The 26,007-nt window shown below is 73.5% G+C and carries 29 protein-coding genes; 15 read left to right on the top strand and 14 right to left on the bottom strand.

The genetic code is table 11. The features are described 5' to 3' along the window. The first annotated feature begins 109 nt into the window (after positions 1–109). Both CCO04_RS10060 and CCO04_RS10055 read left to right on the top strand, forming a co-directional pair. On the top strand, positions 110–1,099 hold the full coding sequence (locus CCO04_RS10060; RefSeq protein WP_215814009.1) for an SMP-30/gluconolactonase/LRE family protein: 990 nt from the start codon (positions 110–112) through the stop codon (positions 1,097–1,099). Beyond that, positions 1,096–2,361 (top strand): ankyrin repeat domain-containing protein, encoded by a 1,266-nt coding sequence (locus tag CCO04_RS10055; RefSeq protein ID WP_215814008.1) that lies wholly within the window; start codon positions 1,096–1,098, stop codon positions 2,359–2,361. Before CCO04_RS10060 ends, CCO04_RS10055 begins: the two co-directional genes overlap by 4 nt. Before the next feature lie 19 nt (positions 2,362–2,380). On the opposite strand, the gene CCO04_RS10050 is transcribed toward CCO04_RS10055, so the two are convergent. Further along, positions 2,381–3,025 carry a TetR/AcrR family transcriptional regulator gene (locus CCO04_RS10050; RefSeq protein ID WP_215814007.1) on the bottom strand — a complete coding sequence of 215 codons (645 nt, stop codon included), beginning with the start codon at positions 3,023–3,025 and terminating at the stop codon, positions 2,381–2,383. An 80-nt stretch (positions 3,026–3,105) separates the two neighbouring features. Between CCO04_RS10050 and CCO04_RS10045 the strand changes: the two genes are divergently transcribed. The 4 genes from CCO04_RS10045 to CCO04_RS10030 are packed head-to-tail and all read left to right on the top strand — an operon-like array spanning position 3,106 to position 6,773. After that, a complete protein-coding gene (locus tag CCO04_RS10045; RefSeq protein ID WP_215814006.1) occupies positions 3,106–4,593 on the top strand; it encodes an APC family permease in 1,488 nt (495 codons plus the stop codon). Then, positions 4,590–5,690, top strand: a complete 1,101-nt coding sequence (locus CCO04_RS10040) for an alcohol dehydrogenase catalytic domain-containing protein (protein WP_215814005.1) — start codon at positions 4,590–4,592, stop codon at positions 5,688–5,690. Before CCO04_RS10045 ends, CCO04_RS10040 begins: the two co-directional genes overlap by 4 nt. 23 nt (positions 5,691–5,713) lie before the next feature. After that, a complete protein-coding gene (locus CCO04_RS10035; protein WP_215814004.1) occupies positions 5,714–6,004 on the top strand; it encodes a DUF1905 domain-containing protein in 291 nt (96 codons plus the stop codon). Between the two features lie 16 nt (positions 6,005–6,020). Beyond that, the gene (locus CCO04_RS10030) at positions 6,021–6,773 is read left to right on the top strand and encodes a DUF4184 family protein (protein WP_215814003.1); all 753 of its coding nucleotides are present in this window, start codon (positions 6,021–6,023) and stop codon (positions 6,771–6,773) included. Here CCO04_RS10030 and CCO04_RS10025 read toward each other — a convergent pair. The 4 genes from CCO04_RS10025 to CCO04_RS10010 are packed head-to-tail and all read right to left on the bottom strand — an operon-like array spanning position 6,751 to position 9,314. After that, entirely contained in the window at positions 6,751–7,221 is a 471-nt protein-coding gene (locus CCO04_RS10025; RefSeq protein WP_215814002.1) for a thioesterase family protein, read from the bottom strand. The genes CCO04_RS10030 and CCO04_RS10025 overlap by 23 nt on opposite strands. A 22-nt stretch (positions 7,222–7,243) precedes the next feature. Next, positions 7,244–7,918 carry a response regulator gene (locus CCO04_RS10020; RefSeq protein WP_215814001.1) on the bottom strand — a complete coding sequence of 225 codons (675 nt, stop codon included), beginning with the start codon at positions 7,916–7,918 and terminating at the stop codon, positions 7,244–7,246. Beyond that, the gene (locus tag CCO04_RS10015; RefSeq protein WP_308281173.1) at positions 7,915–8,979 is read right to left on the bottom strand and encodes a DUF4118 domain-containing protein; all 1,065 of its coding nucleotides are present in this window, start codon (positions 8,977–8,979) and stop codon (positions 7,915–7,917) included. Before CCO04_RS10015 ends, CCO04_RS10020 begins: the two co-directional genes overlap by 4 nt. A gap of 5 nt (positions 8,980–8,984) precedes the next feature. Continuing rightward, positions 8,985–9,314 carry a hypothetical protein gene (locus CCO04_RS10010; protein WP_215813999.1) on the bottom strand — a complete coding sequence of 110 codons (330 nt, stop codon included), beginning with the start codon at positions 9,312–9,314 and terminating at the stop codon, positions 8,985–8,987. A 252-nt stretch (positions 9,315–9,566) separates the two neighbouring features. Between CCO04_RS10010 and CCO04_RS10005 the strand changes: the two genes are divergently transcribed. From CCO04_RS10005 to CCO04_RS09995, 3 genes are read left to right on the top strand one after another with little or no spacing between them, the layout of a single operon-like run. Next, positions 9,567–11,378 (top strand): amino acid transporter, encoded by a 1,812-nt coding sequence (locus CCO04_RS10005; RefSeq protein ID WP_374197003.1) that lies wholly within the window; start codon positions 9,567–9,569, stop codon positions 11,376–11,378. 49 nt (positions 11,379–11,427) lie between these two features. Further along, the gene (locus tag CCO04_RS10000) at positions 11,428–12,087 is read left to right on the top strand and encodes a VOC family protein (RefSeq protein WP_215813997.1); all 660 of its coding nucleotides are present in this window, start codon (positions 11,428–11,430) and stop codon (positions 12,085–12,087) included. Next, positions 12,069–12,386 carry a hypothetical protein gene (locus tag CCO04_RS09995; RefSeq protein ID WP_215813996.1) on the top strand — a complete coding sequence of 106 codons (318 nt, stop codon included), beginning with the start codon at positions 12,069–12,071 and terminating at the stop codon, positions 12,384–12,386. The genes CCO04_RS10000 and CCO04_RS09995 overlap by 19 nt, the downstream gene beginning before the upstream one ends. A 23-nt stretch (positions 12,387–12,409) precedes the next feature. On the opposite strand, the gene CCO04_RS09990 is transcribed toward CCO04_RS09995, so the two are convergent. Beyond that, positions 12,410–14,797 carry an excinuclease ABC subunit UvrA gene (locus CCO04_RS09990; protein WP_215813995.1) on the bottom strand — a complete coding sequence of 796 codons (2,388 nt, stop codon included), beginning with the start codon at positions 14,795–14,797 and terminating at the stop codon, positions 12,410–12,412. Positions 14,798–14,836: 39 nt separating this feature from the next. Beyond that, complete coding sequence (locus tag CCO04_RS09985; RefSeq protein ID WP_215813994.1) at positions 14,837–15,475, bottom strand: hypothetical protein; 639 nt, start codon at positions 15,473–15,475, stop codon at positions 14,837–14,839. A 101-nt stretch (positions 15,476–15,576) separates the two neighbouring features. On the opposite strand from CCO04_RS09985, the gene CCO04_RS09980 reads away from it, so the two are divergent. Continuing rightward, positions 15,577–16,230 (top strand): hypothetical protein, encoded by a 654-nt coding sequence (locus CCO04_RS09980; protein ID WP_215813993.1) that lies wholly within the window; start codon positions 15,577–15,579, stop codon positions 16,228–16,230. Here CCO04_RS09980 and CCO04_RS09975 read toward each other — a convergent pair. Together CCO04_RS09975 and CCO04_RS09970 are read right to left on the bottom strand one after the other, a co-directional pair. Beyond that, positions 16,184–16,330, bottom strand: coding sequence for a hypothetical protein (locus CCO04_RS09975; protein WP_215813992.1), 147 nt, complete (start codon positions 16,328–16,330; stop codon positions 16,184–16,186). The genes CCO04_RS09980 and CCO04_RS09975 overlap by 47 nt on opposite strands. A 90-nt stretch (positions 16,331–16,420) precedes the next feature. Next, positions 16,421–17,365, bottom strand: a complete 945-nt coding sequence (locus CCO04_RS09970; RefSeq protein ID WP_215813991.1) for an oxygenase MpaB family protein — start codon at positions 17,363–17,365, stop codon at positions 16,421–16,423. A gap of 48 nt (positions 17,366–17,413) precedes the next feature. On the opposite strand from CCO04_RS09970, the gene CCO04_RS09965 reads away from it, so the two are divergent. Continuing rightward, the gene (locus CCO04_RS09965; RefSeq protein WP_215813990.1) at positions 17,414–18,052 is read left to right on the top strand and encodes a TetR/AcrR family transcriptional regulator; all 639 of its coding nucleotides are present in this window, start codon (positions 17,414–17,416) and stop codon (positions 18,050–18,052) included. On the opposite strand, the gene CCO04_RS09960 is transcribed toward CCO04_RS09965, so the two are convergent. Genes CCO04_RS09960 through CCO04_RS29485 form a run of 3 tightly spaced genes read right to left on the bottom strand, consistent with a single transcriptional unit; the run spans position 18,042 to position 20,267 of the window. Beyond that, positions 18,042–19,103, bottom strand: a complete 1,062-nt coding sequence (locus tag CCO04_RS09960) for an LLM class flavin-dependent oxidoreductase (protein ID WP_215813989.1) — start codon at positions 19,101–19,103, stop codon at positions 18,042–18,044. The two genes, CCO04_RS09965 and CCO04_RS09960, sit on opposite strands and share 11 nt — an antisense overlap. Next, positions 19,096–19,449 (bottom strand): thioredoxin, encoded by a 354-nt coding sequence (gene trxA / locus CCO04_RS09955; RefSeq protein ID WP_215813988.1) that lies wholly within the window; start codon positions 19,447–19,449, stop codon positions 19,096–19,098. Before trxA ends, CCO04_RS09960 begins: the two co-directional genes overlap by 8 nt. Before the next feature lie 2 nt (positions 19,450–19,451). After that, positions 19,452–20,267: a glycoside hydrolase family 25 protein gene (locus CCO04_RS29485; protein ID WP_215813987.1), complete on the bottom strand. Its 816-nt coding sequence runs from the start codon at positions 20,265–20,267 to the stop codon at positions 19,452–19,454. On the opposite strand from CCO04_RS29485, the gene CCO04_RS09945 reads away from it, so the two are divergent. From CCO04_RS09945 to CCO04_RS09930, 4 genes are all read left to right on the top strand, one after another. Further along, on the top strand, positions 20,266–20,805 hold the full coding sequence (locus CCO04_RS09945) for a hypothetical protein (RefSeq protein WP_215813986.1): 540 nt from the start codon (positions 20,266–20,268) through the stop codon (positions 20,803–20,805). The genes CCO04_RS29485 and CCO04_RS09945 overlap by 2 nt on opposite strands. 43 nt (positions 20,806–20,848) lie before the next feature. After that, positions 20,849–21,409 carry an NYN domain-containing protein gene (locus CCO04_RS09940; RefSeq protein WP_215813985.1) on the top strand — a complete coding sequence of 187 codons (561 nt, stop codon included), beginning with the start codon at positions 20,849–20,851 and terminating at the stop codon, positions 21,407–21,409. Between the two features lie 72 nt (positions 21,410–21,481). Further along, entirely contained in the window at positions 21,482–22,456 is a 975-nt protein-coding gene (locus CCO04_RS09935; RefSeq protein WP_215813984.1) for an NAD-dependent epimerase/dehydratase family protein, read from the top strand. 23 nt (positions 22,457–22,479) lie between these two features. Further along, positions 22,480–23,352, top strand: a complete 873-nt coding sequence (locus CCO04_RS09930) for an exodeoxyribonuclease III (RefSeq protein ID WP_215813983.1) — start codon at positions 22,480–22,482, stop codon at positions 23,350–23,352. Positions 23,353–23,355: 3 nt separating this feature from the next. Here CCO04_RS09930 and CCO04_RS29730 read toward each other — a convergent pair whose 3' ends face one another. Beyond that, positions 23,356–24,564, bottom strand: a complete 1,209-nt coding sequence (locus tag CCO04_RS29730) for a family 16 glycosylhydrolase (protein WP_215813982.1) — start codon at positions 24,562–24,564, stop codon at positions 23,356–23,358. A gap of 138 nt (positions 24,565–24,702) precedes the next feature. Then, positions 24,703–25,950, bottom strand: coding sequence for an MFS transporter (locus CCO04_RS09920; RefSeq protein WP_215813981.1), 1,248 nt, complete (start codon positions 25,948–25,950; stop codon positions 24,703–24,705). Between the last annotated feature and the right edge of the window lie 57 nt (positions 25,951–26,007).

Raw genomic sequence — 26,007 nt, 5'->3', positions numbered from 1 at the left:
GCGCCCACCCTAGGGAGGGAGGGTGGTCGGAGGCATCAACCGATTGGCTATCGAGGGCTAGCCGGCTGCCCGACGTCCGGCCCCCGTCCCGGCCCGCAGAGTTGAGGACATGAAGCGAACCCACCTGATCACCAGCACCCTGCTCGCCGCCACGGCGGTCGGCACCTTCGCCGCTCCGGCGCTCGCCCAGGCCGACCACCGGCCCGGCCCGGCCCGCCCGGCGACGTACCTGCTCACCGGCGACCCGGTGAGCGAGGCCAACCCGGCCGGCTCGAAGTTCGAGGGCATCGGCGCCGACGAGCGGCGCGGCCGCTTCTACGTCAGCGAGGTCACGGGTGGCGAGATCCACCGCGGTGTCGTGGGCACGGCGCAGACCCGCGAGTGGCTCAAGGGCGACGGCACCGACGGCCGGTTCACGGCGCGGGGCATCACCGTCGACGCGAAGGGCCGTGTGTACGTCGCCGGCGGTCCCAACGGCATCGGCACCGGGCGTCCGGACCTGTGGGTGTACGACAAGAAGGGCAAGCTGCTCGCTGCGCTGCGGGCGCCGGGCACGGACGTCTTCCTCAACGACGTCGCGATCGGCCCCGACGGGGCGGCGTACTTCACGAACTCGAACGACGCGCAGATCTTCCGCGTGGCCGAGGGCCGGCGTGGCTGGAAGGCCAAGCTGTGGTCCGACGCCAGCGCCAAGATCAGCCGCGAGGCGGGCTTCAACCTCGGTGGCATCGTGCTCACCAAGAACCGTCGCGCCTTCGTGGTCGCGCAGGGCAACACCGGCAAGCTGTGGCGCTTCAACGCCCGCACCGGCAACGCGACGCTGGTGCGGACCGGCTCGGCCGACCTGGTCAACGCCGACGGCCTGGTGCTGCGCGGCAACCGGCTCACCGTGGTGCGCAACTTCAGCAAGATGATCGCCAAGCTCGAGCTCAGCGACAACGGCCGCGTCGCCTCGCTGGTGCGCCAGAAGGCCACCTCGCCCGACCGGGTGCTGACCACCGCGAAGGTGCTCCAGGGCCGGATCCTGTACGTCGACAGCAAGTTCGACGAGCCGGTCGCCTCAGGTCCGTACCAGGTCATCACGGACCCGACCCGATGAGCAGGCGTCGCGCAGCCGTCGCCGTGCTCCCGCTCGCGCTCCTGGTGAGCGCGTGCGGGGGCGGCGATCCGGCCGGGACGCCGGACGCCTCGCCCGACACCGCGGCCGCCGTCGAGCGGACGCCGTCCGTGACCGCGGAGGCGGAGCCGGTGCCGGACCAGGCGGTGCTCGACCGGCGGCTGCGCGACGCGGCTTGGAAGAACGACGTGGCGCAGGCGCGCCGGCTGGTCCGCCAGGGCGCGGACGTCAACGCCAAGGACGGCACCGAGCCGTCGGCGTACCTGGTGGCGACGAGCGAGGGCTACCTCGACCTGCTCCGGCTCACCCTGCGCCACGGCGCCAAGGTGAACGACAAGGACAGCTGGAACGGCACCGGCCTGATCCGCGCCGCCGAGCGCGGCCACGGCCTGGTCGTGGGCGAGCTGCTGCGCGCCGGGATCGACCGGGACCACGTCAACCGGATCGGCTACCAGGCGATCCACGAGGCGATCTGGCTGGGGGAGGACACCGCGTCGTACGCGACGACGGTGCGGGTGCTCGCGGCGGGCGGGGTCGCGCTCGACGAGGTGTCGCCCTCCGCGGGGCTGACGCCGCTGCAGATGGCCCGCGAGCGTGGGTACGACGGACTGGAGAGGATCCTGGAGCACGTGACCACCGCAGACCTACCGGCCGGCCAGGAGGCCGCGAACGCCGCGCTGCTGCGCGCCGCCCGGGCCGGGGACGCCGACGGCGTCGCCGTCGCCCTGCGCGCCGGCGCCGACATCGAGACCCGCGACGGCAACGGGCGCACGGCGCTGCTGCTCGCGTCGACGTACGACCGGGTCGCGGTCGCCGAGGTGCTCGTCGCCCTGGGCGCGAGCCCCGACGCGCTCGACGACCGGCGCGACACCCCGTGGCTGGTGACCGGCGTGACCGGCAGCGTGCGGATGCTCGAGGCGCTGCTGCCGGCGAACCCGGACCTCACCGTCCGCAACCGGTACGGCGGCCTCTCGCCCATCCCGGCGGGCGAGCGCGGGCACGTCGACTACATCCGCCGGGTCGTGCAGACCGACGTCGACCTCGACCACGTCAACGACCTCGGCTGGACCGCGATGCTCGAGGCGATCGTGCTCGGCAACGGCAACGAGGACTACCAGGAGATCGTCCGGATCCTGCTCGCCGCGGGCGCCGACCCGTCGATCGCCGACCGCGACGGCGTCACGCCGCTGCAGCACGCCGAGCGCCGCGGGTACGACGCGATCGCGGCCCTGCTGCGCGGCTGAGCCGCTGAGCTGCTGAGCCTCAGTCGGCCGGGGCGAGCGCCCCGGCCGGCAGGCCGAGCTCGCCCTCGGCGACCGTGCGGACCATGTCGGCGATCGGCGCGCGCCGGTGCTCGACGCTGGTGTTGACGTAGGCGCTGGTCCCGTCGATCGCGACCAGGATCCGGGTCGCCGCGGCCCAGGCGTCGGTGTTGGTGAAGCGCCCGGAGGCGACGCCCGCCGCGACCACCTGCTCCAGGCGCCGGCACCACAGCAGCTCCTGGGCGACGACGTGCTCGTGCAGCACCGGCCGGTAGCGGGAGAGGTGCCGGGCGTTGAGCCAGAGCCGGCTCACGTTGTCGAACTCGCTGCTCGCGATCAGCCCGAAGAACGACCGGAAGATCGCCACGGCGTCGGCGTCGCCGGCGTCGAGGTCGCGCTCGGGGAGCAGGCCGTCGAGCTCGGCCAGGGTCGCGTGCGCGAACGCCTCGGCGACCAGGTGGTCGGCGGCGGGGAAGTAGTGCCCGACCAGGCCCGGCTGGACGCCCAGCTCGTCGGCGACCCGGCGCAGCGTGACGCACTCCAGGCCCTCGATGAGACCGACCTGGGCCGCGGTCGCGACGATCTCCTGCCGGCGCTCGGCGGGGGCCTTGCGCACGCGCTTGGCCGCGGCACCTCTTGACGTCATGCGGGCCATGTTATTGAATGCGTGACCAACAACTTATTGGTCGTGCGACCAATAAGAGATCCCCCGGTCAGGAGAGCAAGTTGGACGACGCGCGCACCGATGCCCGCGAGCTGGCGGACTACGGCTACGAGCAGGAGCTCCGGCGGACGCTGTCGGCCTGGGCGGTCTTCGCCATCGGCTTCGCCACCATCTCGCCGGTGGTCGGCATCTACGCCGTCATCCAGCTCGGCTTCGCCTTCTCCGGCCCGGTCTGGATCTGGGCGACCGTCGTCGCCTTCCTCGGCCAGCTCCTCGTCGCCGTGGTCTACGCCGAGCTCGCCTCGCAGTTCCCCGTCACCGGCGGCGTCTACCAGTGGGTACGCCGCCTGGCCGGTCCCCGCCTCGGCTGGCTGGTCGGCTGGATCTACCTCTCCGCGGCCGTCGCGTCGCTGACCACGGTCGCCTACCTCGGCGCGACCTGGCTCCACCTGCTCTTCACCGACAGCCCGCTCTCGGCCCGCGGCCACGTGCTCCTCGGCGTCGTCTTCGTCGCCGTCGCGCTGGCGATCAACCTGCTCGGCGTCGAGCCGGTCAAGCACTTCCTCAACGCCGGGATCATCGCCGAGGGCGTCGCCTCGATCGCGGTCAGCCTGGTGCTGCTCGTCTTCGTGCACAACAACGGCTTCGGGATCCTCTTCGACACCCTCGGCGCCGAGGCCGCGGTCGGCGGGTCCGCCACGGCCGGCTTCCTCGCCTGCCTCGCGGTCGCCGGCTGGGCGTTCCTCGGGTTCGACGCGACCACGCAGGTCGCCGAGGAGACCGAGAACCCGCGCCGCAACGTCCCGCGGGCGCTGCTGCGCGCGTACCTCTTCGTCGCCTTCACCGTGCTGCTCACCGGTGTCGCGGTCACCCTCGCGCTGAGCAACCCGGAGGACGCGGTGAGCGGCGCGATCGCCGACCCGGTGTTCGCCGCGGTCACCGACGGCATCGGCACGTGGGCCGAGAAGCCGTTCATCGTCGTCGTGCTCATCGCCTTCTTCGCCTGCGCGATCTCGATCCAGACCTACATCGGCCGGGCGGTCTTCGCCTTCGCGCGCGACCGCCAGCTCCCGTTCTCGCCGGTCCTCGCGACCGTCGGGCACCGGCAGATCCCCTACGTCTCGCTGATCGTGACCGCCGTCCTCGCCGCGCTGGGCCTGCTGCTCGGCCTCAACGGCAATGCCGCCGCCACGCTCATCTCGTTCGGCTCGGGCGGCTTCTACTTCGTCTTCCTCGCCGTCGCGCTGACCGCGCTCGTCGCCCGGCTCACCGGCCGCTGGAACCCCGGCGCGGGCCAGGTCCGCCTGGGCCGGCTCGGGCTGGTCGTCAACGTGCTCGCCGTGGTGTGGCTGCTCTTCGAGGCGATCAACATCGCCTGGCCGCGCACCGAGCTCGCGCCCGTCGGCGGCAGCTGGGTCCAGGTCTGGGCGGTGATCCTGGTGTTCTCCGCGCTCTTCCTGATCGGCCTCGCCTACGTGCTGCTCGCCCGCCCCCACACCAAGCTCGCCCCCGTCCCCGCCCCCGCTGCTGACAAGGCCCCCATCCGATGAGCGCCCACCGTGCCCCTGCCGTCGTCCTCGACCCGGAGACCGGGCTCGGCCTGAGCGAGGTCGAGCTCCGCGCCCCGCGGGCCGGCGAGGTCGAGATCGACGTCCGCGCCGCCGGCGTGTGCCACTCGGACCTGCACGTCGTGTCCGGCGACTGGCCGGCCGACCGGCCGCTGGTGCTCGGTCACGAGGCGGCCGGTGTCGTCCGCGCCGTGGGCGAGGGCGTCACCTCCGTCCGGCCCGGCGACCACGTCGTGCTGTCGTGGTTCGCCCCGTGCCGCCGCTGCCGGCGCTGCGCGGCCGGCCAGGCCTGGCTCTGCACGGGGACCAAGGCCGTCGAGAACACGCTGCCCGACGGCTCCACCCCCTTCACGAGCCCGGACGGCGACGAGCGCTGGCCCTACCTCGGCCTCGGCGCGTTCACCGACCGGGTCGTCGTACCGGAGTCGGCGGCGGTCAAGGTGCCCGAGGAGCTGCCCTTCGCCGTCGGCGCGCTGCTCGGCTGCTCGGTCACCACGGGCGTCGGCGCGGTCACCCACACGGCCGGCGTCCGGCCCGGTGAGTCGGCGGTCGTCATCGGTACCGGCGGCGTCGGCCTGTCGGTCGTCATGGGCCTGCGGCTCGCCGGCGCCGACCCGATCGTCGCGGTCGACCTGTCCGCCCAGCGACTCGCCGCGGCGCGCGCCTTCGGGGCCACCCACACGCTCGACGGCCGCGAGGTCGACGTCGCGGCCTGGTGCCAGGAGGAGCTCGGCGGCGTGGACTACGCCTTCGAGGCGATCGGCAGCCCGCGCGTCATCGAGACGCTGCCCGGCATGCTCACCTCGGGCGGCGCCGCGGTGCTCGTCGGCATGGCTGCGCTCGACGCGAGCGGGTCGTTCAACCTCTTCGAGCTGGCCGACCAGGGCAAGCGGATCCTCGGCTGCAACTACGGCTCCAGCGTCGGTGAGATCGACATCCCCATGCTGGCCCGGCTCTACCTCGCCGGACGGCTCCCGCTCGACGACCTGATCGGCACCACCCGGCCGCTCGCCGAGGCGGCCCTCGCCTTCGACGACCTCCGGGCCGGGACCGGGCTGCGCACCGTCCTCGTGCCCTGAGCCGGCGTGGCACGATCGGACCCGTGGAGTTCACCTTCTCGGGTCCGGTCGTCGAGTGGCGCGGCCCGGCGCCGTACTTCTTCCTCGAGGTGCCCGACGAGCTGAGCGAGGACATCAAGGAGGCGGCCCGCGGTCAGGAGTACTGGGGCCAGGTCGCCGTCGACGTCCAGGTCGGCGCGACCGGCTTCCGCACCGCGCTGTTCCCCAAGGACGGGCGCTACCTCGTCCCCCTCCGCGTCGCCGTACGACGCGAGGCGGGTCTCGAGCTCGGCCAGGTCGTCGACGCCGCGCTCGACCTCGCGCCTAGGGGGTAGCGGCTAACCTCACGAGGTGCCGTTGACCCTCGCTCATCCGGCTGTGGTGCTCCCGCTCCGCGGCCTCGGCCTGCCCCTCGCCGGGCTGGTGATCGGCTCGATGGCGCCCGACCTGCCGGTGTTCGCGCGTTGGCACGAGGGCTACGCGCTGAGCCACAGCCTCGTCGGGATCTTCACGCTGGACGTGGTGGTGACGCTCGCGCTGCTGGCGCTCTGGGACCTCGTCGGCCGCGACGCGCTCGTGGACACCGCGCCGTCGCTGGTGCGGGACCGCCTGCCGGGGCGGGCACGGATCGGGGCCCGCGCCTGGGTCCTCGCGCCGCTGGCCGCGGTGGTCGGCTCGGCGACCCACGTCGTGTGGGACCTGTTCACCCACACCGGACGCTGGGGCGTGCGGCACGTCGCGTGGCTGCACGAGGTGCACGGCCCGCTGCGCGGCGACGCCTGGGCGCAGTACGGCTCGACGGCCATCGGTCTGCTCGTCGTCGGCGTGGCGATGCTGCTGCACCTGCGCCGCTTCCCGCCCGGGCCGCGCCGGCCGCGCCGGCTCCCGGCGACGGTCCTGCCCGCGGCCGTCGCCCTCGCCGTGGTCGCCGGTGTCGTCGGCGGGCTCGAGCACGCGGACTACGGGCTCGACATCGTGGCCTTCTGGACCGCCGTGTCCGGCATCGTCGCCCTCGTGGCGGGCCTGGCCCTCATCGCCGTGGCCTGGCTGGTCGTGCCGGCCCCGGCCCCTGCCGACGAGGTCAGCGACCCGGTCGCTCCCTGAGCGCCACCGGCTCCCCGGCGTACGACGTCAGGGTGGCGCGGACCTCGTCCGAGATCGCCCACGACGAGCCCGCCGTGGTGTCCCAGAAGACGACCGAGCTCTCCGCGACGAGCGCCGGAGCGTGGTCCGGCGCCACGCGCAGCTCGTAGGAGACGGCCGCCGACGAGCGGCCGACGTGGCTCACCCAGATCCGCACCAGGAACGGCTGGAACGGCGCGAACCTCATCTCCGTGTGGTAGTCGACGCGCTGCGAGCCGACGAGCTCGGTGACGTGCGCCGGCATCTCGCGCAGCAGCCCCGGTCGGTCCGAGCCGGGCAGCGGTGCGTAACGGAAGAACATCAGGCGCGCCTCGTCGAGCACGCGCAGCGCCTCGACGTTGTCGACGTGACCGCCGAGGTTGACGTCGCGCAGCCGCGCCTGGATCTCGCAGTCGAAGACGGTGCCCACGAGCGCATCCTCGCAGGCGCGCTCAGGGCTCGAAGCGATAGCCCATCCCCGGCTCGTTGCGGAAGTGCACCGGCCGGGCCGGGTCCGGCTCGAGCTTGCGGCGCAGCTGGGCCATGTAGAGCCGCAGGTTGCCGTGGGCGTTCTCGTAGCCCGGCCCCCACACCTCGGTGAGGAGCTGCTGCTGGCTCATCAGCCGGCCCGGGTTGCGCAGCAGCACCTCCAGGAGGTGCCACTCGGTCGGCGTGAGGCGGACGTCGGCGCCGGCCACGGAGACCCGCTTGGCGAGCAGGTCGACCTCCGTCGTACCGAAGCGGACGGGGCCCGGCTCGTCGGTGGCCGGGCCGCGCCGGACCAGCGCGCGCAGCCGGGCGAGCAGCTCGTCCATGCCGAACGGCTTGGTGACGTAGTCGTCGGCGCCGGCGTCGAGGGCGTCCACCTTGTCGACGCTGTCGCTGCGTCCGGAGAGCACCAGGACCGGGACGCTGGAGCCGCGGCGCAGGCGGGCGATGACGTCGACCCCGTCCATGTCGGGCAGCCCGAGGTCGAGGACGACGACGTCGGGGCGGGTCGCGTCGGCCAGGGCGAGGGCCTCGGTGCCGTCGCCGGCGGTCACCACCTCCCAGCCGCGGGCCCGCAGGTGGATGCCGAGCGCGCGCAGGATCTGGGGCTCGTCGTCGACCACGAGGACCCGGCTCACGTGCCCTCCTCCAGCGGCAGCGTGACGACCATGGTGAGCCCGCCGCCGGGCGTCGGCCGGGGGACGAGCTCGCCGTGCACGGCCTCGGTGAGCCCGCGGGCCAGGGCCAGGCCCAGTCCGATGCCGGTCGTGTTGTCGGCGTCCCCGAGGCGCTGGAACGGCAGGAAGATCCGCTCCTGGTCCGCCGCCGGTACGCCGGGCCCGTGGTCGACGACGTGCACCTCGACCGTGCCGGGCCGGTCGGTGGCGACCTGCGCGCGGACCAGCGGCGGCCGGTCCGCGGGCGCGAACCGCTGGGCGTTGGCGACGAGGTTGGCCAGGACCCGCTCCAGGAGGGCCGGATCGGTGCGCACCGCCGGCAGGTCGTCCGGTACGTCGAGCACCACCGCGCGCGGCGCGACCCCCAGGTCGTCCAGCGCCCGGGCGAGCACCTCGTCGAGGGCGGTCGCGCGGATCCGGACCGGCAGTGCGCCGGCCTGGAGCCGGCTGAGGTCGAGCAGGCTCTCGACCAGTCCGGTGAGCCGGTCGAGGGCGTCGTCCGCGGTGGCGAGCAGCTCGTCGCGGTCGTCGGGGGAGAGCGTGACGTCCCGGCTGCGCAGCCCGGAGACCGATGCCTTGGCCGCGGCCAGCGGGGTGCGCAGGTCGTGCCCGACCGCGGTGAGCAGCGCCGCGCGCATCCGGTCGGCGGCCTCGATCTCGGCCGCCGCGGCGGCGTCCTCGGCCCGGCGGGCGGAGACGTCGACGACCGAGCCGACCACGATGGCGACCACCGCGAACGCCACCAGGGCGACGACATTGTCGACGTGGCCGACCTCGAACGTGTGGTAGGGCACGGTGAACCAGAAGACCAGCAGCCCCGCGCCCAGCACGGCCGCCACCAGCGCGGGGCCGACGCCGCCGACGAGGGCCGCCATCACCACCACGACGAGGAACAGCACCACGTCGCTGGCCAGGTTGAGCCGGTCGCGCAGGGGCACGAGCACGGGCAGCAGCACCAGCGGCGCCGCCACCGCCACGGCGTACCCGGCGGCGCGGCGCCGTCGGCTCAGGTTGCCTCCCACGGTGCTCATTGTGCGCGTGCGGCCCACGCCCCGATCGCGAGGTACGCCGCGAGCCGCGCCAGGTCCGCAGGCGCGAACGTCAGCTCACCCAGGGTGTTGACCGCGAACCCCGTCGCCCAGGCCCACCCGGCCAGGGCCAGGACGAGCGCGAGCCGGCGGGGGAGCACGACGCACCAGGCCGTGGTGAGCGCGAGGAGCGCGGCGACGCCGTACCAGCCGGCGAGGGGGACGGCGACGCACACGGCCGCCCCGACCGCCTGGCAGGCGCCGCCGAGCCCGAGACGTACCTCGGCCCGGCCCGAGAGCCGGGCGGAGGCGGGTGCCGTGGTGCTCACCCCTCCAGTGAAACGCGGTCTGCGGCGCCCGGGGCGGCGCTGACAGGATCCTGACGGCGTCTTGTCGCACTCTTGTCGCGCACGCCACTCGCGCGCGGGTGTTAGGGATCCGTTAGGCCCCGCCGATGCGGCCCGGAGCGCGGTTGCATGGGAGGTGTGAGCACCTCCACCGCACCATCGGCCTCCGAGCGCGCGCTCGGCGACCCGGAGGACGCCGCCGGCGACACCCACGGCCGCCCCTGGTGGCGGGTGATGTGCCTGACCGGCGTCGACTACTTCTCCACGCTGGGCTACCAGCCGGGCATCGCGTTCCTCGCCGCCGGGCTGCTCAGCCCGCTGGCGACGGTGGTCCTCGTGCTGCTCACGCTCTTCGGCGCGCTGCCGGTCTATCGCCGGGTCGCCCAGGAGAGCCCGCACGGCCAGGGCTCGATCGCCATGCTGGAGCGGCTGCTGCCGCGCTGGCGCGGCAAGGTGTTCGTGCTCGCGCTGCTCGGCTTCGCGCTCACCGACTTCATCATCACCATCACGCTCTCCGCGGCCGACGCGAGCGCCCACGTCGTCGAGAACCCGCACGTGCCGGCCTTCCTGCACGGCCAGGAGCTCTGGATCACCCTCGGCCTGATCGCGCTGCTGGGTGGCGTCTTCCTCAAGGGCTTCAAGGAGGCGATCGGTGTCGCGGTCGCGCTGGTCAGCGTCTACCTGACGCTCAACGTCGTGGTGATCGCGGTCAGCGCCGCGCACGTGCTCGAGAACGGCCACGTCGTCACGGACTGGACCCGGGCCCTCACCGTCGAGCACGGCAACATCGCGCTGATGATCGCGGTGTCGCTGACGCTGTTCCCCAAGCTGGCACTCGGCATGTCCGGCTTCGAGACCGGCGTCGCCGTGATGCCCCACGTGCAGGGCGCACCCGACGACGACCCGGTGCGGCCCGCCGTACGGATCCGCAACACCAAGCGCCTGCTGACGACCGCCGCGGTCATGATGAGCACGTTCCTCATCTGCTCCAGCCTGGTCACCACGCTGCTCATCCCGCCGGCCGAGTTCGAGGAGGGCGGCCAGGCCAACGGCCGGGCGCTCGCCTTCCTGGCGCACCGCTACCTCGGGGACGTCTTCGGCACGGCGTACGACGTCTCGACGATCCTGATCCTGTGGTTCGCCGGCGCCTCGGCGATGGCCGGCATGCTCAACCTGATCCCGCGCTACCTGCCCCGCTACGGCATGGCGCCGGAGTGGGCCGGCGCGATCCGGCCGCTGGTCTGCGTGCTGACCGGCACGGCCTTCCTCATCACCTGGATCTTCGATGCCGACGTCAACGCCCAGGGCGGCGCCTACGCGACCGGCGTCCTGGTGCTGATGACGTCCGCCAGCGTCGCCGTCGCCCTCGCGGCCCACAAGGCCCAGCAACGGGGCTGGACGATCGCGTTCACCGTGATCTCGGTGGTCTTCGTCTACACCACCCTCGACAACATCTGGGAGCGGCCGGACGGCGTCAAGATCGGCGCCTGCTTCATCGCCGCGATCGTCGCGGTCTCGCTGCTCTCCCGCACTCGCCGCTCCCTGGAGCTGCGCACCACGGACATCGAGTACGACGCCAAGGCCGAGGCGTTCATCCGCGACTGCGCCCGTCGTACGCTCCGGCTGGTGGCGCACGACCCCGAGCACCACGACGTCGGCGCCTACCGCGCCAAGGTCCGCAAGATCGTCGAGGCGCACGGCATCCCGGACCCCGGCGACCTGCTCTTCGTCGAGGTCGTCGTCGAGGACTACTCGGACTTCGAGAGCCGGGTCGTCGTGAGCGGCTCGGTCGCGCACAAGGAGTACCGCGTGCTCACCGTGCACGCGGCCACCATCCCCAACGCGCTCGCCGCTGTCCTGCTCGACCTGCGCGACCGTACGTCAGTGCGCCCCCACATGTACTTCGAGTGGACCGAGGGCAGCCCGGTCGCCCAGATGGTCCGCTTCCTGCTCTTCGGAGCCGGCGAGGTGGCCCCCCTGACCCGCGAGGTGATCCGGCGGGCCGAGCCGGACCCGCGCCGCCGCCCCCACGTGCACGCCGGCTGAGCCCGCCCGCGACCTGGCGGATGTCGGCGTACCGTCCTAGCGTCGGACCATGGCCCGCACCTACGAGAAGATCACCGCCGCCGACTTCAGCGCCGCCGAGGGCGTCGACGACTGGCGGGTGCTGTGGTGGCAGGCGTTCGCGCTCTTCCGGACGAAGACCTTCGCGACCGGCCTCGCCCTCGTCAACGAGATCGGCCGGCTCGCCGAGGAGGCGAACCACCACCCCGACCTCAACTTCCGCTACGGCATCCTCGAGGTCCGGCTCTCCACCCACGACACGATGTCGCTGACCACCGCCGACCTCGACCTCGCCCGCGCCATCTCCGCCGCCGCCCGCGAGCTCGGCGTGGCCGGCGACCCGGCCGCGATCCGCACCTGGGAGTTCGCCCTGGACGCCGTCGACGTCGACGCCGTACGCCGCTTCTGGGCGGCGGTCCTCGGCTACGACCTGGTCGGCGACACCGACATCGCCGACCCGATCGGCCTCTACCCGCCCGTCTACGTGCAGCAGATGGACGCCCCGCGCGAGGGCCGCAACCGGATCCACATCGACCTCGGCGTCCCGCACGACGTCGCCGAGGCCCGGGTCGCCGCGGCCGTGGCCGCGGGCGGCCGGGTGGTGCGCGACGAGTTCGCCCCGATGTGGTGGACGCTCGCGGACCCCGAGGGCAACGAGGTCGACATCGCCACGTGGCAGGGGCGGGACTGAGCGTGACCGGCCAGGGCACGGTGCTGCCCGGCCGGGTGCGCGCCGGCGTGTGGAGCCCGGCGGCTGCCGCCCACCCCGGCCAGGACCCTGAGGACGACGCCGCCAACGCGGTGCTCGCCGGGCTCGATCCGGCGCGGCGCGAGGTCGTCGCCGGGTTGCTCGAGCAGGTCTATGCCGGCGCGGTGCACGACGTGCTCCGGGTGCTGCACGAGCACGAGGTCCCCCCGTTCGACGACGGCGACGAGGGGACCCCGTTCCACGACTTCATGGGGCGGCTGCTCGACGCCGAGCGGTCGTAGCGCTCAGCGTCGGCGCCGGACGTTCACGACCCGACGTAGTCCGCCAGGTGCTCGCCCGTCACGGTCGCGCGCGCCGCGACCAGGTCGGCCGGCGTCCCCTCGAAGACCACGGTGCCGCCGTCGTGCCCGGCGCCGGGACCGAGGTCGATGATCCAGTCGGCGTGGGCCATCACGGCCTGGTGGTGCTCGATGACGATGACCGACTTGCCGGCGTCGACGAGGCGGTCGAGCAGGCGCAGGAGGTTGTCGACGTCGGCGAGGTGGAGACCGGTGGTCGGTTCGTCGAGGACGTAGACGCCGCCCTTGTCACCCATCCGCATGGCGAGCTTGAGCCGCTGGCGCTCGCCGCCGGAGAGGGTGTTGAGGGGCTGGCCGAGCTTGAGGTAGCCGAGGCCGACGTCCTCCATGCGCTGCAGGATCGCCGCAGCGGTGGGGGTCTTGGCGTCACCGGTCGCGAAGAAGGCGTGCGCCTCGGCGACCGGGAGGTCGAGCACCTCGGCGATGTTGAGGCCGCCGAAGGTCAGCTCGAGCACCGAGGCCTGGAAGCGCTTGCCGCCGCACTCGTCGCACAGCGTCGCGACGGTCTCCATGAAGCCGAGCTCGGTGTAGATCATCCCGTTGCCGTTGCAGCTCGCGCAGGCGCCCTCGGAGTTGGCGCTGAACAGCGCGGGCTTGACGCCGTTGGCCTTGGCGAAGGCCTTGCGGATCGGCTCCAGCAGCCCCGTGTACGTCGCCGGGTTGCTCCGCCGCGAGCCCTTGATCGCGCCCTGGTCGATGACCACGACGTCGTCGCGCCCGGCGATCGAGCCGTGGATGAGCGAGCTCTTGCCGGAGCCGGCGACGCCGGTGACGACGCACAGCACCCCCAGCGGTACGTCGACGTCGACGTCGCGCAGGTTGTGCGAGGAGGCGCCGCGGACCTCGATGGCGCCGGTCGCCTGGCGCAGCTCGTCCTTGAGGGTGGCGCGGTAGGACAGGTGCCGGCCGGTGAGGGTGTCGGAGGCACGCAGGCCGTCGATATCGCCCTCGAAGCAGACCGTGCCGCCGTTGGTGCCGGCGCCGGGGCCGAGGTCGACGACGTGGTCGGCGATCGCGATCGTCTCGGGCTTGTGCTCGACGACGAGGACGGTGTTGCCCTTGTCGCGCAGCTCGAGCAGGAGGTTGTTCATCCGCTGGATGTCGTGCGGGTGCAGGCCGATCGTGGGCTCGTCGAAGACGTAGGTGACGTCGGTGAGCGCCGAGCCGAGGTGCCGGATCATCTTGGTGCGCTGGGCCTCGCCACCCGAGAGCGTGCCGGCGGGGCGGTCGAGCGAGAGGTAGCCGAGGCCGATCTCGACGAACGAGTCGAACAGGTGGAGCAGGTTGCCCACCAGCGGCGCGACCGAGGCGTCGTCGATCTCGCGCACCCAGGCGGCGGCGTCGGTGATCTGCATGGCGCAGACGTCGGCGATGCTCTTGCCCTGGATCCTGGACGAGCGCGCGGCCTCGTTGAGGCGGGTGCCGTCGCAGGCGGCGCAGGTGCCGAAGACGGCGGCCCGCTCGACGAAGGCCTTGAGGTGGGGCTGCAGCGAGTCGGGGTCCTTGCTGAACATCGACTTGCGGATCTTGGGGATCAGGCCCTCGTAGGTCACGTTGATCTTGTCGACCTTGACCTTGCGCGGCTCGGCGTGGAGGAAGTCCTCGCGCTCGGCCTTGGTGTACTTGGCGATCGGCTTGTCCGGCGGCAGCACGGCCTTGAACGCCGCCACCATCCAGCCGTCGGCGGTGTAGCCGGGCACCAGGATGGCGCCCTCGACCAGCGACTTGGACTCGTCGAAGATCTGGGTGAGGTCGAGGTCGGAGACGGTGCCCCGGCCCTCGCACTGGGCGCACATGCCGCCGAGGTAGACCTCGTTCTTGACCACCCGCTTCTCGACCCGGCCGCCGGCCTTCTCGGTCTGCATCACGCCGCCCGCCTTGCGGGTCGGCACGTTGAACGCGAACGCGGTCGGCGGGCCGATGAACGGATCGCCGATCCGGCTGAACAGCACCCGCAGCATGGCGTTGGCGTCGGTCGCGGTGCCGACGGTGGAGCGGGCGTTGGCGCCCATCCGCTCCTGGTCGACGAGGATCGCGGTGGTGATGCCTTCGAGTACGTCGACCTCGGGGCGGGCCAGCGTCGGCATGAAGCCCTGCACGAAGGTGCTGTAGGTCTCGTTGATCATCCGCTGCGACTCGGCGGCGATGGTGCCGAAGACGAGAGAGCTCTTGCCCGAGCCGGAGACGCCGGTGAAGACGCTCAGCCGACGCTTGGGGATCTCGACGTCGACGTCCTTGAGGTTGTTCTCGCGGGCGCCCTGCACCCGGATGTTCGCGTGGGCGTCGGCTGGGTGGGCCGTCGCGGCCGGCTTGCTGGGGGGAGTCTTCGGCATGGGCCCATCATGGCCGATCGCTCCGACAGCGGGCCGGGATCAGCGCGAGGCGGCGCCGTCGAGCTGGGGCGCGACGAACCGCAGGCCGCCACGCTGCCAGACGAAGTGGATGATCAGCGCGGCGGTGACCGAGCCGATCACGCCGAGCGCGAGGTCGCTGAGCGTGTCCTCGTACGCGAAGGCCCGCTCGGAGTGGCCGCTGATGAAGGCGTAGTACTCGGCGATCTCCCAGGCGATCGCGGCGGTCGCGCCGACGGCCAGCGCCCGCTCGACGACGCGGGTGCGGGTGGCGCTGTGGTGCAGCGTCAGGAGGATGACCGCGGCGGCGATGAGCCCGGTGTTGGCGAAGTGCATGAGGTCGTCGAACCAGGTGATCGTGTCGTAGAGGTCGAGCCGGTTGCCGAGGATGTCGGTGAAGCAGGTGACGGTGACCAGCAGGTCGGGCAGCCAGGGGAACGACGCCCGCTCCTTCCACGCGAGCAGCCAGATCACCGGGATGGTGAACGACGCCAACGGGTAGCCGATCGCCCGCGCCTCGGCGGCCTTGTCGCGCAGGTTGCCGCTGTCGGGGTCGATCACGGCGAGCAGCAGGAGCAGGACCAGCAGTGCCTTCGCGGAGACATCGGCGGTGCGGACGAGGGTCGGGGTCGGGTAGCGGACCGCGGCCAGCTCGGTCATGCGGGCTCCTGGTGATCGACGAGTGCCGATTGTGCCATGACGTCCGAACGGACCGTACGTTGAAGGGGGCGGGAGAACGCCGTACGAGGGAGGGACAGGACGTGGAGGGAGTCGCCGAGGTCGTGGCGCCGGGAGAACCGGCGGCACCGGAAGCGCCGGTCGCGACGTCGTACGAGGAGTTCGGCGTGAGCTGGATCCACCGGGTGCTGCACAAGGACCGGATCCTGCACACCATCGACCAGGTCCTCGGTGAGCAGATCGCCCTCGGGCCGATCGGGGCCGGACCGGGACGCGCGTTCGCGAGCGTGAGCTTCGTCGGGCGCTACCAGCCGACCACGGGCGAGCTGGTCCCCGGTGAGCTGCTGACCTATGCGATCGACCTGCCGATCAGCGTGGTCTTCGACCTCGACCTGCCGCTGGACCGGCTGACGTTCAACGCCGAGGTCGTCGTCCCGCTGGTGCTCGTCGTGCACACCGAGGCGCCGCTCCGGCTCCGCCTCGAGCTCAAGACGCCGACCGAGGACCAGATCGGGCTCGAGCTCAAGACCGACACCCGGCGCGGCGCGATGCTGCGCAAGGTCGCGGGCCTGGACGCCGAGCTGCGGCGGTTCCTGCTCAAGGTGCTCGACACCGAGCTGGCCAAGCCCTACGTGCGGCGCGCCACCTACCTCGACATGGAGGAGCTGATCGACGAGGCCTGGCCGGCCTTCACCGCGCAGTTCCTGCCGCGGGGACCCGAGGACCGACAGGCCTGAGCACGTCGAGCAGCGCGCCGATCGTCACCGCGGCGAGCGGGATCCACACGGGGATCAGCATGAAGGCGTAGATCGGCACCAGCTGGAGGAGATCGCGCATGCGCCGAGTCTCGTCGCGGCCGGTGCGGCGGGGCTTGTCGCCGGAGACAGAGGCCCGCGGCGGGTTTGTCCTCCGCGCACTAACCCCGCGCTAGCCGCGCGCGGCGAACGAGCTGAGCTGCGGCTTCTCGTAGAGCGCCCGCAGCCGCTCGTAGCGGTAGCGGTTGTAGGCGAGCGGGTCGAGCAGCAGCCGGCGGGGGAGCGCACGGCGGGCGAGCCGGACGAGCGCCAGGTAGAGCCGCAGCTCGGCGCGGCGCCGGCGGGTGTCGGGCGTGCCGAGGAGCTCGCGCATCCGTGGGTGCGCCGCGCCCTCGGCGCAGACCTTGGCCGGCCGGCCGAGCACCGGGGTGGCCAGCCGCCAGGCCGGCGTCATGAGCCGGTGCAGCCAGTGCGGCCCGAACAGGGTGGGCATCGGCAGCGCGTCGAACCGGCGGTGGGCCCACTGGAGGAACTCGTTGTCGGCGAGCTCGGTGGCCGCGACCGCGTCGTAGTAGGCCTCCGCCTCGACGGCGGTGGCGGGGATCCGGGCCTGCTCGCTGGGCAGGTCGAAGTCGACCAGGTGCAGGATCGTGGCGTAGACGACCTCGCGCTGCTCGGGGTCGAGCGCGCGCCCGTAGGTCGTCACGTAGCCGGTGTAGAACACGAGCAGGCTGGTCGTGCCGACCCACTTCCACAGCGCCGGGTTGAGCGCGCTGTAGCGCTCGCCGGCGAAGTGCCCGCGTCCGGTGCCGCGGACCTCGCCGTGCAGGCGCTTGAGCCGCTCCGCGCTGGCCCGGCGGTCGGCGTCGTCGCCGAAGAGCAGCAGCGGACCCCACAGGCCGCTGCGGATGCCACGGTCGGTGAAGTTCTGGGCGAACCGGCCCGAGGCGTCGACGGCGGCGGCGACCTCGCGGTAGGCGACCTGGTCGAGCGCGAGCCGGCCGAAGAGCGCGAACGCGGCCGGCGTACCGAGCCACCAGCGCACGTCCTCGGCCAGCGCGTGGTGCGGCTGGGACGGGTGCCAGGGAGCGACGGAGGTCTCGGTGGTCTCGGTCATGACAGGGTCCATGAACCCATCTGTCAACGCCTGTGTCAAGATGCTCGGGTGACCGACAACGCCCGGGTGTACGGCGGCCGCGCCGCCGCCGAGCGCGTCGCCGAGCGCCGCGGCCGGCTGCTCGCCGCCGGGCTCGAGCTGATGGGCACCCGCGGTGTCGCCGGGACGACCGTGCGCGGCGTCGCGGAGCAGTCCGGGATCGCGGCGCGGTACTTCTACGAGAGCTTCGCCGGCATCGAGGAGCTCCAGCTCGCCGTCTTCGACCAGATCGCCGCCGAGGCCGCGGAGCGCTCGGTGGCCGCGCTCGGCGCCGCGCCGGGCGCCGCGCCGGGCGACGTCCGGACGCGGACCCGCGCGGTCCTCGCCGCGATGGCCGACCTGTTCCTGGAGGACCCGCGCAAGGGCCGGATCGCGCTCATCGAGTCGATCACCTCACCGGTGCTCGGCCCGCGCGTGCTCGACGAGGCCCGGCGGTTCGCCGGGATGCTCGCCGCGACGACCACGGCCGGCGACCCGAGCGCCGCCGCCGACGACGTGCCGGTCGAGCTGCTGCTGACCGCGCGCTTCCTCATCGGCGGCGTCGCGCACGCGCTCGGCGCCGCCCTGCAGGGGGACGTCGCGGTCGAGCGCGAGCGGCTGGTCGACGTCCTCGTCGAGCTGTTCCTCGCGGTGGACCTCAGACGCTGACCGGGTCGGCCGCGAGCAGCTCGCGGACCCGCGGCGCCACCTGCGTGCCGAACAGCTCGATGCTGCGCAGCAGCTGGGGGTGCGGCATGGCGCCGTTGCTGTACTTGAGGTCGAAGCGCTGGACGCCGAGGTCGCGCACCGCGGCCGCGATCTTGCGGGCGACCGTCTCGGGGGAGCCGACGAACAGGGCGCCGTGGTCGACCTCGCCGTCGTACTGGGCCCGGGTGGCGGGACCCCAGCCGCGCTCGGCGCCGATCCGGTCCCGGCTCGCCTTGAAGTGCGGGTACATCGACTCGCGCGCCTCGTCGTCGGTGTCGGCGACGAAGCCCGGCGAGTGCACCGCGATCGGCAGCGCGGGCCGCTCGAACTCGGTGAGCGCGCGCCGGTAGAGGTCGGTGAACGGCGCGAACCGCGCGGGCTCGCCGCCGATGATCGCGATGGCCAGCGGGTAGCCGAAGCGCGCGGCGCGCACCACCGACTCGGGCGATCCGCCGACGCCGATCCACGTGGGGATCGAGCCGCGCTCGGTGGTCGGGTAGGTCCGCGCGTTGCGCAGCGGAGCCCGCAGCCGGCCGCGGTCCCAGGTGACCGGCTGCTCGCCCTGGAGCTCGGTCCAGAGGTCGAGCTTCTCGCTGAAGAGCTGGTCGTAGTCGGCCAGGTCGTAGCCGAACAGGGGGAACGACTCGGTGAACGAGCCGCGGCCCAGCGTGATCTCCGCGCGTCCGCTGGACAGCGCGTCGAGGGTCGCGAACCGCTCGTAGAGCCGGACCGGGTCGTCTGAGCTGAGCACCGTGACCGCCGTACCGAGGCGGATGCGCTCGGTGCGTGCGGCGATCGCGGCCAGCACCATCTCGGGGCTGGTCACCGCGAAGTCGTCGCGGTGGTGCTCGCCGATGCCGAACACGTCGACGCCCACCTGGTCGGCCAGCACCGCCTGCTCGACGATATTGCGGATCACCTGGGGGTGCCCGAGGGGCTCCCCGGTCGCCGGGTCGAGCGTGACGTCGCCGAACGTGTCGAGCCCGAACTGCAGGTCGACGGTCTCACTCACCGTCGGCGGCCTTGGCAGCGTCGACGTCGAACTCGCGGACGGCGGCGATCACCTGGGCCAGCGCCGGCGCGGGCAGCGCACCGGCCTGGGAGAAGACGAGCGCGCCCTTCTTGAAGGCCATCAGCGTCGGGATCGACGTGATCTTGGCGGCCGCGGCGAGCTGCTGCTCCTCCTCGGTGTTGACCGAGGCGAAGACCAGGTCGTCGTGCTGCTCCGACGCCTCCTGGTAGATCGGCGCGAAGTTGCGGCACGGGCCGCACCAGGACGCCCAGAAGTCGACGAAGACGATGTCGTTGTCGAGCACCGTCTGCTCGAAGGTGCCCGCGGTGAGGTCGATGGTGGACATGTCTACTCAACGTTCGCGGGCGCGGATTGTTCCCGGTTGCGGTCGACGCCGCCGCGGATGCCGGGGACGGTGCCCCGGTCGTCGTACTGCCAGACGTGCCAGGGGCGGGCCGGCGGCTGTGCACCCAGGCGGCGGACCCACTGGGGGTGGTCGGCCAGGTCGGCGGCGAAGCCGTAGCGGTCCTCGAGGTCCGGGTAGAGGTAGACGACCGTGCGGGTGCGCAGCGCCGTGTCGACCGCGCGGAGGAAGGCGCGGACCTCGGCGAGGAGGACGGCGCGCGGGGGCGGCGTCGTACAGCTGCCGACGAGCTCGAGGTCGAGCGCCGGCGCGAGCGCCCGGGCGGCGGCCCGGTCGCGGCCGACGACGTCGAGGAAGTGGGCGGCCTGGGCGGCGCCGTCGGAGCAGAGCTGGAAGTAGTGGTAGCCCGCGACGTCGATCCCGGCGCGGGTCGCGGCGGCGCGGTGGGCGGCGAAGCGCGGGTCGGTGGAGCCGGTGCCCTCGGTGGCCTTGAGGTAGGCGAACGTGATCCCGGCGCGTGCCACCCGGGGCCAGTCGATCGGGCCCTGGTGGTGGGAGGCGTCGATGCCCTCGCGGGGCGGGGCCGGCGGCGTGGGTGTCGGCGTGGGCGTCGGCGGGGCGCTCGGGGCGCTCGGGGTGCTCGGGGTGGTCGGGGTGGTCGGGGTGGTCGGCTCCGCCGCGGGCGGGGCCGGCGGCGTCGCGTCGCACCCGGTCAGGGTCAGGACGAGCGCCGCCACGAGGCTCCACCGGGTCCGCACGGCACCAGCCAACCACGCGCGACGCGCGTACTGTCGTGCCATGCGTACGCGGATGCTCACCTCGGTCGTGACCGTACTCACCGCGCTGGCGGCGCTGCTCGCCGCCGTCCTGCTGTCGCCCGCGCCGGCGCACGCGGCACAGGGCGTCATCCGCGACGGGCGCGAGGCCGCGCTGCCCGCGCAGATGGACATCCTGCGCGTCGCCATCCGCAACCGCGAGGACCGGGTGGTGCTCACCCTGACGTTCCGCGACCTCAAGGTGCAGCGCAGGGCGCAGACCAAGGTCTTCATCGGCACCCGGCCCGGCACCGACGAGGGGTTCATCGCCTACAGCGGCTACCGGCCGGCGTCCGGTCCGGTCACCCAGCTCTGGCAGCCGACCGACCAGGAGTTCGGCGGCGTCCCGATCGCGTGCGCCGGGGTCAAGGGACGCTGGCGCTTCGACCGCGACACCGTGCGGATCGTCGTACCCCAGAGCTGCCTGGCGAGCACGGCGGCCCGCTACCGCTTCAAGGCGGTCGCCGGCTTCTACCGGCAGGTCGGCGACTACACGGCCTTCCGCAGCGTCGCCCGCGGCTGACCGCCCCCTGACCGCCGAGCGCGTCATCCCCTAGCCTCGTCCCATGGGCGACACCGCACGCACCACCTACGTCCTCGTCGACGGCGAGAACATCGACGCCACCCTCGGTACGTCGATCCTCGGCCGGCGGCCGAAGTCGGAGGAGCGGCCGCGGTGGGAGCGCCTGCTCCAGTTCGTCGAGCGGCAGTGGGGCCAGGACGCGAGCGGCCTGTTCTTCCTCGCCGCCAACGGCGAGCTGCCGATGTCGTTCGTGCAGGCGCTGCTGGCGATCGGCTTCCGGCCGATCCCGCTGTCCGGTGGGGCGAACCAGAAGGTCGTCGACATCGCCATCCAGCGCACGATGGAGGAGCTCGCCCGCCGCGAGGCCGACGTCGTCCTGGTCAGCAACGACAGCGACTTCGTCGAGCACGTCGACACCCTCCTCGACGGGCGCCGGGTCGGCGTCGTGGGCTTCACGGAGTTCCGCAGCAGCGCCTTCCTCCAGCTCGCGCCGCGCGGGCTGGAGTTCTTCGACCTCGAGTACGACGTCAACTGCTTCAACGAGCGGCTGCCGCGCGTCCGGATCATCCCGATCGACGAGTTCGACCCGGCCCAGTTCCTCTGAGGCGGCGCCCCGACGATTCCGCCGCCAGCGGATTCGCTTGCGGACCGCCGTGGCGCGGGATGGGATGGGGCGATGAGGCTCCTCGTCCTGGGTGGCACCCAGTTCCTGTCCCGTGAGGTCGCGGCCGAGGCGGCACGCCGTGGCCACGACGTCGTCTGCGCCAACCGGGGCCGCTCGGGCTCGGTGCCACCAGGAGTCCGGGTGGTGCGCTGGGACCGCGGCGAGGAGCCGCCGGCCGAGCTGACCGACGGCGCGTCGTACGACGCGGTGGTCGACGTGGCCCGCCACCCCTCCCACGTGCGCCGGGCGCTGGCCGCCGTACCGGACGCGCACTGGGTGTTCGTCTCGACCATCTCGGTCTACGCCGACGACGCCGACCCCGCCGGTCCGGGCACCGGCCCGCTGCGCCCCGCGATCACCGAGGACGCCGACGCGACCGAGAGCGTCGACGCCTACGGCGGCATGAAGGTCGCCTGCGAGCAGCTCGTCCTCGACGCCGTCCCGGGCGCGGCCGTCGTACGGCCGGGGCTGATCGTGGGCCCGGGCGACCCGAGCGGTCGCTTCGCCTACTGGGCGCGACGCTCCACCGCGACCGGCGACGTGCTCGCGCCCGGCGCGCCGTCCGACGTGGTCCAGGTGATCGACGTCCGCGACCTCGCCGCCTGGGTGGTGACGCTGGCCGAGGACCGCACGGGGGGCGTCTACGACGCCGTCGGCGCCCCGCTCCCCATCGGCGACCTGCTGGCCGCGTGCCTGCCCGACGCCAACCTCGTGTGGGTCGACCAGGAGTTCCTCGAGTCCGAGGGCGTCCAGCCCTGGGCCGGCCCCGACGGCATCCCGGTCTGGCTCCCGCGCCCGGCGTACGACGGCATGCTGGCCCACGACGCCGCCCCCGCCCTCGCCGCCGGCCTCGTCACCCGCCCACCCGCCGAGACCAGCCGCGACACCCGCGCCTGGCTCGACGCCGACCCCGCGGCCCGGATCGCGGGTATCACCGCCGAGCGCGAGGCGGACCTGCTGAGCAGGTGGGGCAGTCAGGGGTTCTAGAGCGACCCCCTAGCATCCAGCGCGTGTTCCGCATCGCCACCGCCAACATCAACGGCATCCGTGCCGCCCACCGCCGGGGCTTCGGCGACTGGCTGGCGACCCGCGGGTGCGACGTGGTCACCCTGCAGGAGGTGCGCTGCCCGGTCGACGCGCTGCCCGAGGGGGCGTTCGGCGACTACGAGGTCGCGTACGACGCGGGCGAGATCGCCGGGCGCAACGGGGTCGCCGTGCTGACCCGAGAGCCGGCCGTCGCGGTCCGCACGTGGTCGGTGCCCGACCCGGACCGGCCGCTGCCCCGCGCGCTGCGCAAGCACGCGAACGAGGGGCGCTACGTCGAGGTCGACCTGGCCGGCGTACCGCTGACGGTGGCGAGCCTCTACCTGCCCAAGGGCGGGCTGCCCGCCCACCTCCAGGACCCGAAGCGGATGCGGGAGGCGCCCGACGGTGGCGCCAAGTACGAGCGCAAGATGGCGTTCCTGGCGGGCTTCGCGCGTCATCTCGCGACCGCCCGCAAGGCCGCGGCGGCCAACGGCCGGGAGTTCCTGCTGACCGGCGACCTCAACGTCGCCCACGCGAAGGCGGACGTCGCGAACTGGCGGCGCAGCAACCAGGTCGAGGGCTTCCTCCCCGAGGAGCGGGCGTGGCTCGACAGCCAGCTCACGCCGCGCACGCTCGTCGACGTCGTGCGCCGGCTGCACCCGGACGTCGAGGGGCCGTACTCCTGGTGGAGCTGGCTCGGGCAGGCCTACGCCAAGGACGCCGGCTGGCGCATCGACTACCACCTGGCGACGCCGGGACTGGCCCGGACCGCGCGGACGGCGGAGGTCGACCGCGAGCACGCCGGCGTCCGGCTCAGTGACCACGCGCCGGTGGTCGTCGACTACGCGTTCGGCTGAGGCCTACCGCCAGGCGCGGACCCAGTCGACGGTGAGGGTCGAGGTGGTCGGTGACGACAGCCGTCGGGCCGCCCAGCCGGAGCCCCAGATCTGCGCCAGGACCAGGTTGAACGGCTTGTCGAACGGCGCGGGCGCGCGGACGTTGGTCGGCACCCAGCGGTGGGACCAGCAGAACTGCCCGTCGTAGAAGAACCGCATCTCCGTCGGCGACCACTCGACGGTGTAGGTGTGGAAGCCGGTGGTCGCCGTGGGCACGGCGCAGTCGCGTCCGGTGCTCTCCTGGCGGCCCTCGCCGACGTAGTGGACCGACGGGTACACGTGGGTCTGGTCGTTGCCGAACCACTCGGCGACGTCGATCTCCCCGGAGAGCGGCCACTTGCCGTACGCGTGGTCCTCGGGAGAGAGCCAGAACGCCGCGTGGCCGCCGGTGGCGTCGGAGAAGCGGAGGCGGGCCGAGAACCGCCCGTAGGTCTGCGTGAACCGCGCGCTGGTCGTGACGGTCGCGACCTCGGAGCGGGTGGTGACCGGGGCGAAGGGGCTGCGGCACAGGAACATCTGGGGGTGGATGGTCGCGGTCAGGCGCAGCGTCCCGCCCGCGACGGCGATGGTGCGGGCGTTGTCCCGGTAGCACCCGCCCTGCCCGGTGAACACGCCGGTCCGCGCGGTGTCCTGGGCCATCCAGCGGGTGCGGTCCAGCGCGGTTCCGTTGAAGTCGTCGTGGAAGCTGCAGGACCAGTACGTGCCGTCGGCGCGCTGCGGGCGGGGACCGCAGGCGTCCGAGGGTGCCGAGGCGGCCGGGACGGCGACGTGCCGGACGCGGCGTGACTTGCTCGCCCGGCCCGCGGCGTGGGCACGGAACACGCGCGTACGACCGGGGGCCGGCAGGGTGATCGTGAACCGGCCGGCCGCCGAGGACCGGCGGACGGCGACCGTGGCCCACCGGCCGCTCGTGCGCATCTGCAGGCGGACGGAGGTCCGGGGCCGGGCGAGTCCGCGGAAGGTCACGGACGTCCCGGCGCGGACAGGGCGCTTCAGCACGGGGACCGCTCGCGCGTGGGCCGCCGCGGCCGCGGCCTGCGGCACGCCGGCCGACGGGGTCGCGGGCGCCGGTGCCACCAGCAGGCCCAGCGCGAGCGTCGCGACGACGGTGGCGACGGCGATCCGCCGACGCCGGAACCGGGTACGCCGGCGCTCGGACGGTGCTGCTCCCACGCTGACCATCGCTGCTCCTCGTTCCGCGTGCGCTGACGCCTCGACAGGGTCGTTTCGGCACGAGCTCGCCACGCGGGCGAGGTCGGCGTCACAGTAGTGGGACGAGGTCGGCGAGGCGAGGGTTCGGCGCAATTCTCCTCAGGAGTCGATCCGGCGCTCGCCGGCGACGGGCACGACCGCGACCGCCAGCAGCGGCAGCGCCGCCGCGAGGGCGTACGCCGCGCCGTACCCCCAGGCGGCGATGGTGAGTCCCGCGACGGGCGGGACGGCGACGGCGGCGACGTGCTGGGCCGTGTTCTGCAGGCCGAGGGCGCGTCCCGACCAGAACGGGCCGGCGCGCTCGGCGACGGCGGTGAAGGCCAGGCCGTTGTCGGCGACGGTGACCGCGGACGCGACGACGAGCAGCCCGACGGCGAGCACGGTCAGCGGTGTCGAGCCGGCGGCGCCGGTCGCGGCGAGGCCGAGCAGGGCCATGGTGGCCGCGGCCAGGAAGGCGACGGCGCGCATCGGGCGCATCCGGCTGCCGACGAGGTCGGAGGCCCAGCCGGCGCCGATCCGGGCGGCGGCACCGGCGGCCTGGGTGCCGGCGACGACCAGGCCGGCGACGCCCGGCGACCAGCCGAGGTCGTCGACCAGCCAGGTCAGGCCGAAGGTCCACACCAGGAACTGGGGGACGACGAGCAGCACCGACGCGGCATGGATCCGGGTGAGATAGCTGTCCGCCCGGTAGGGGTTGGCCGCGCGGACCCCGCCGGTCGCGGCCGGCCGGGGTGGGTCGAGGACGACCAGGGCGACGAAGCCCATCATCAGCACGGCGGCCCCGGTCGGCACCCACAGGGCCGGGCCGATGCCGTGGTGATGGGCGATGACGGCGACCGTGCCGGCGGCGAGCCCGACGCCGAGCGGCTGGCCCGTCTGCCGGATCCCCATCGCGATGCCGCGCCGCTCGGGCGGGAACCAGCCGACCACGACCCGGCCCGAGGCGGAGTTCGTCGCGGCGGCGCCGATCCCGGCGAAGCACAGGGCGGCGGCCATCGGCCACGGCGAGGCGAGGACGGCGGCCACGCCACCGCCGACCGCGGTGACGAGCAGCCCGGCGAGCAGCGCGAACCGCTCCCCGCGCCGGTCGACCACCAGGCCCCAGAGCACCAGGGTGAACATCATCCCGGTCATCGACGCCGCGGCGACGACCCCGGCCTCGGCGAGGCTCATGCCGTACCCGCCCTCGGCGATCGGCCGGTGCAGCTCGGGGATCAGGAAGCTCGGCGCGGTGACCATCGCGGACGTCGCGGCCTGAGCGCCGGTGCCGGCCGCCAGCATCGCCCAGCGGCGGGCGGCCGAGACCGTCGCCGGCGCCGGGCGGCGCGCGGCGGAGGTCGTGCTCATGGCCCCAGTAGACGCCCGCGGGCCGGCGCGGGACCGCCGGATCTCATGGGAGGAGGT

Origin of the sequence: Pimelobacter sp. 30-1, from assembly GCF_018831735.1 — a bacterium.
Lineage (GTDB): Bacteria > Actinomycetota > Actinomycetes > Propionibacteriales > Nocardioidaceae > Nocardioides.
The sequence above is the reverse complement of the archived record's forward strand: the minus strand, read 5'-3'. Positions and strand labels throughout refer to the sequence as shown.

What these genes read in the sequence shown, in the direction of transcription:
- CCO04_RS10055 (WP_215814008.1), top strand. Translation starts at nt 1,096, where the DNA reads ATGAGCAGGCGTCGCGCAGCCGTCGCCGTGCTCCCGCTCGCGCTCCTG.
- CCO04_RS10005 (WP_374197003.1), top strand. Translation starts at nt 9,567, where the DNA reads ATGTGCCTGACCGGCGTCGACTACTTCTCCACGCTGGGCTACCAGCCG.
- CCO04_RS10000 (WP_215813997.1), top strand. Translation starts at nt 11,428, where the DNA reads ATGGCCCGCACCTACGAGAAGATCACCGCCGCCGACTTCAGCGCCGCC.
- CCO04_RS09985 (WP_215813994.1), bottom strand. Translation starts at nt 15,475, where the DNA reads ATGACCGAGCTGGCCGCGGTCCGCTACCCGACCCCGACCCTCGTCCGC.
- CCO04_RS09920 (WP_215813981.1), bottom strand. Translation starts at nt 25,950, where the DNA reads ATGAGCACGACCTCCGCCGCGCGCCGCCCGGCGCCGGCGACGGTCTCG.
- CCO04_RS10050 (WP_215814007.1), bottom strand. Translation starts at nt 3,025, where the DNA reads ATGACGTCAAGAGGTGCCGCGGCCAAGCGCGTGCGCAAGGCCCCCGCC.
- trxA (WP_215813988.1), bottom strand. Translation starts at nt 19,449, where the DNA reads ATGTCCACCATCGACCTCACCGCGGGCACCTTCGAGCAGACGGTGCTC.
- CCO04_RS09970 (WP_215813991.1), bottom strand. Translation starts at nt 17,365, where the DNA reads ATGACCGAGACCACCGAGACCTCCGTCGCTCCCTGGCACCCGTCCCAG.
- CCO04_RS09940 (WP_215813985.1), top strand. Translation starts at nt 20,849, where the DNA reads ATGGGCGACACCGCACGCACCACCTACGTCCTCGTCGACGGCGAGAAC.
- CCO04_RS09975 (WP_215813992.1), bottom strand. Translation starts at nt 16,330, where the DNA reads ATGCGCGATCTCCTCCAGCTGGTGCCGATCTACGCCTTCATGCTGATC.
- CCO04_RS10060 (WP_215814009.1), top strand. Translation starts at nt 110, where the DNA reads ATGAAGCGAACCCACCTGATCACCAGCACCCTGCTCGCCGCCACGGCG.
- CCO04_RS09945 (WP_215813986.1), top strand. Translation starts at nt 20,266, where the DNA reads ATGCGTACGCGGATGCTCACCTCGGTCGTGACCGTACTCACCGCGCTG.
- CCO04_RS29485 (WP_215813987.1), bottom strand. Translation starts at nt 20,267, where the DNA reads ATGGCACGACAGTACGCGCGTCGCGCGTGGTTGGCTGGTGCCGTGCGG.
- CCO04_RS10040 (WP_215814005.1), top strand. Translation starts at nt 4,590, where the DNA reads ATGAGCGCCCACCGTGCCCCTGCCGTCGTCCTCGACCCGGAGACCGGG.
- CCO04_RS09935 (WP_215813984.1), top strand. Translation starts at nt 21,482, where the DNA reads ATGAGGCTCCTCGTCCTGGGTGGCACCCAGTTCCTGTCCCGTGAGGTC.
- CCO04_RS09990 (WP_215813995.1), bottom strand. Translation starts at nt 14,797, where the DNA reads ATGCCGAAGACTCCCCCCAGCAAGCCGGCCGCGACGGCCCACCCAGCC.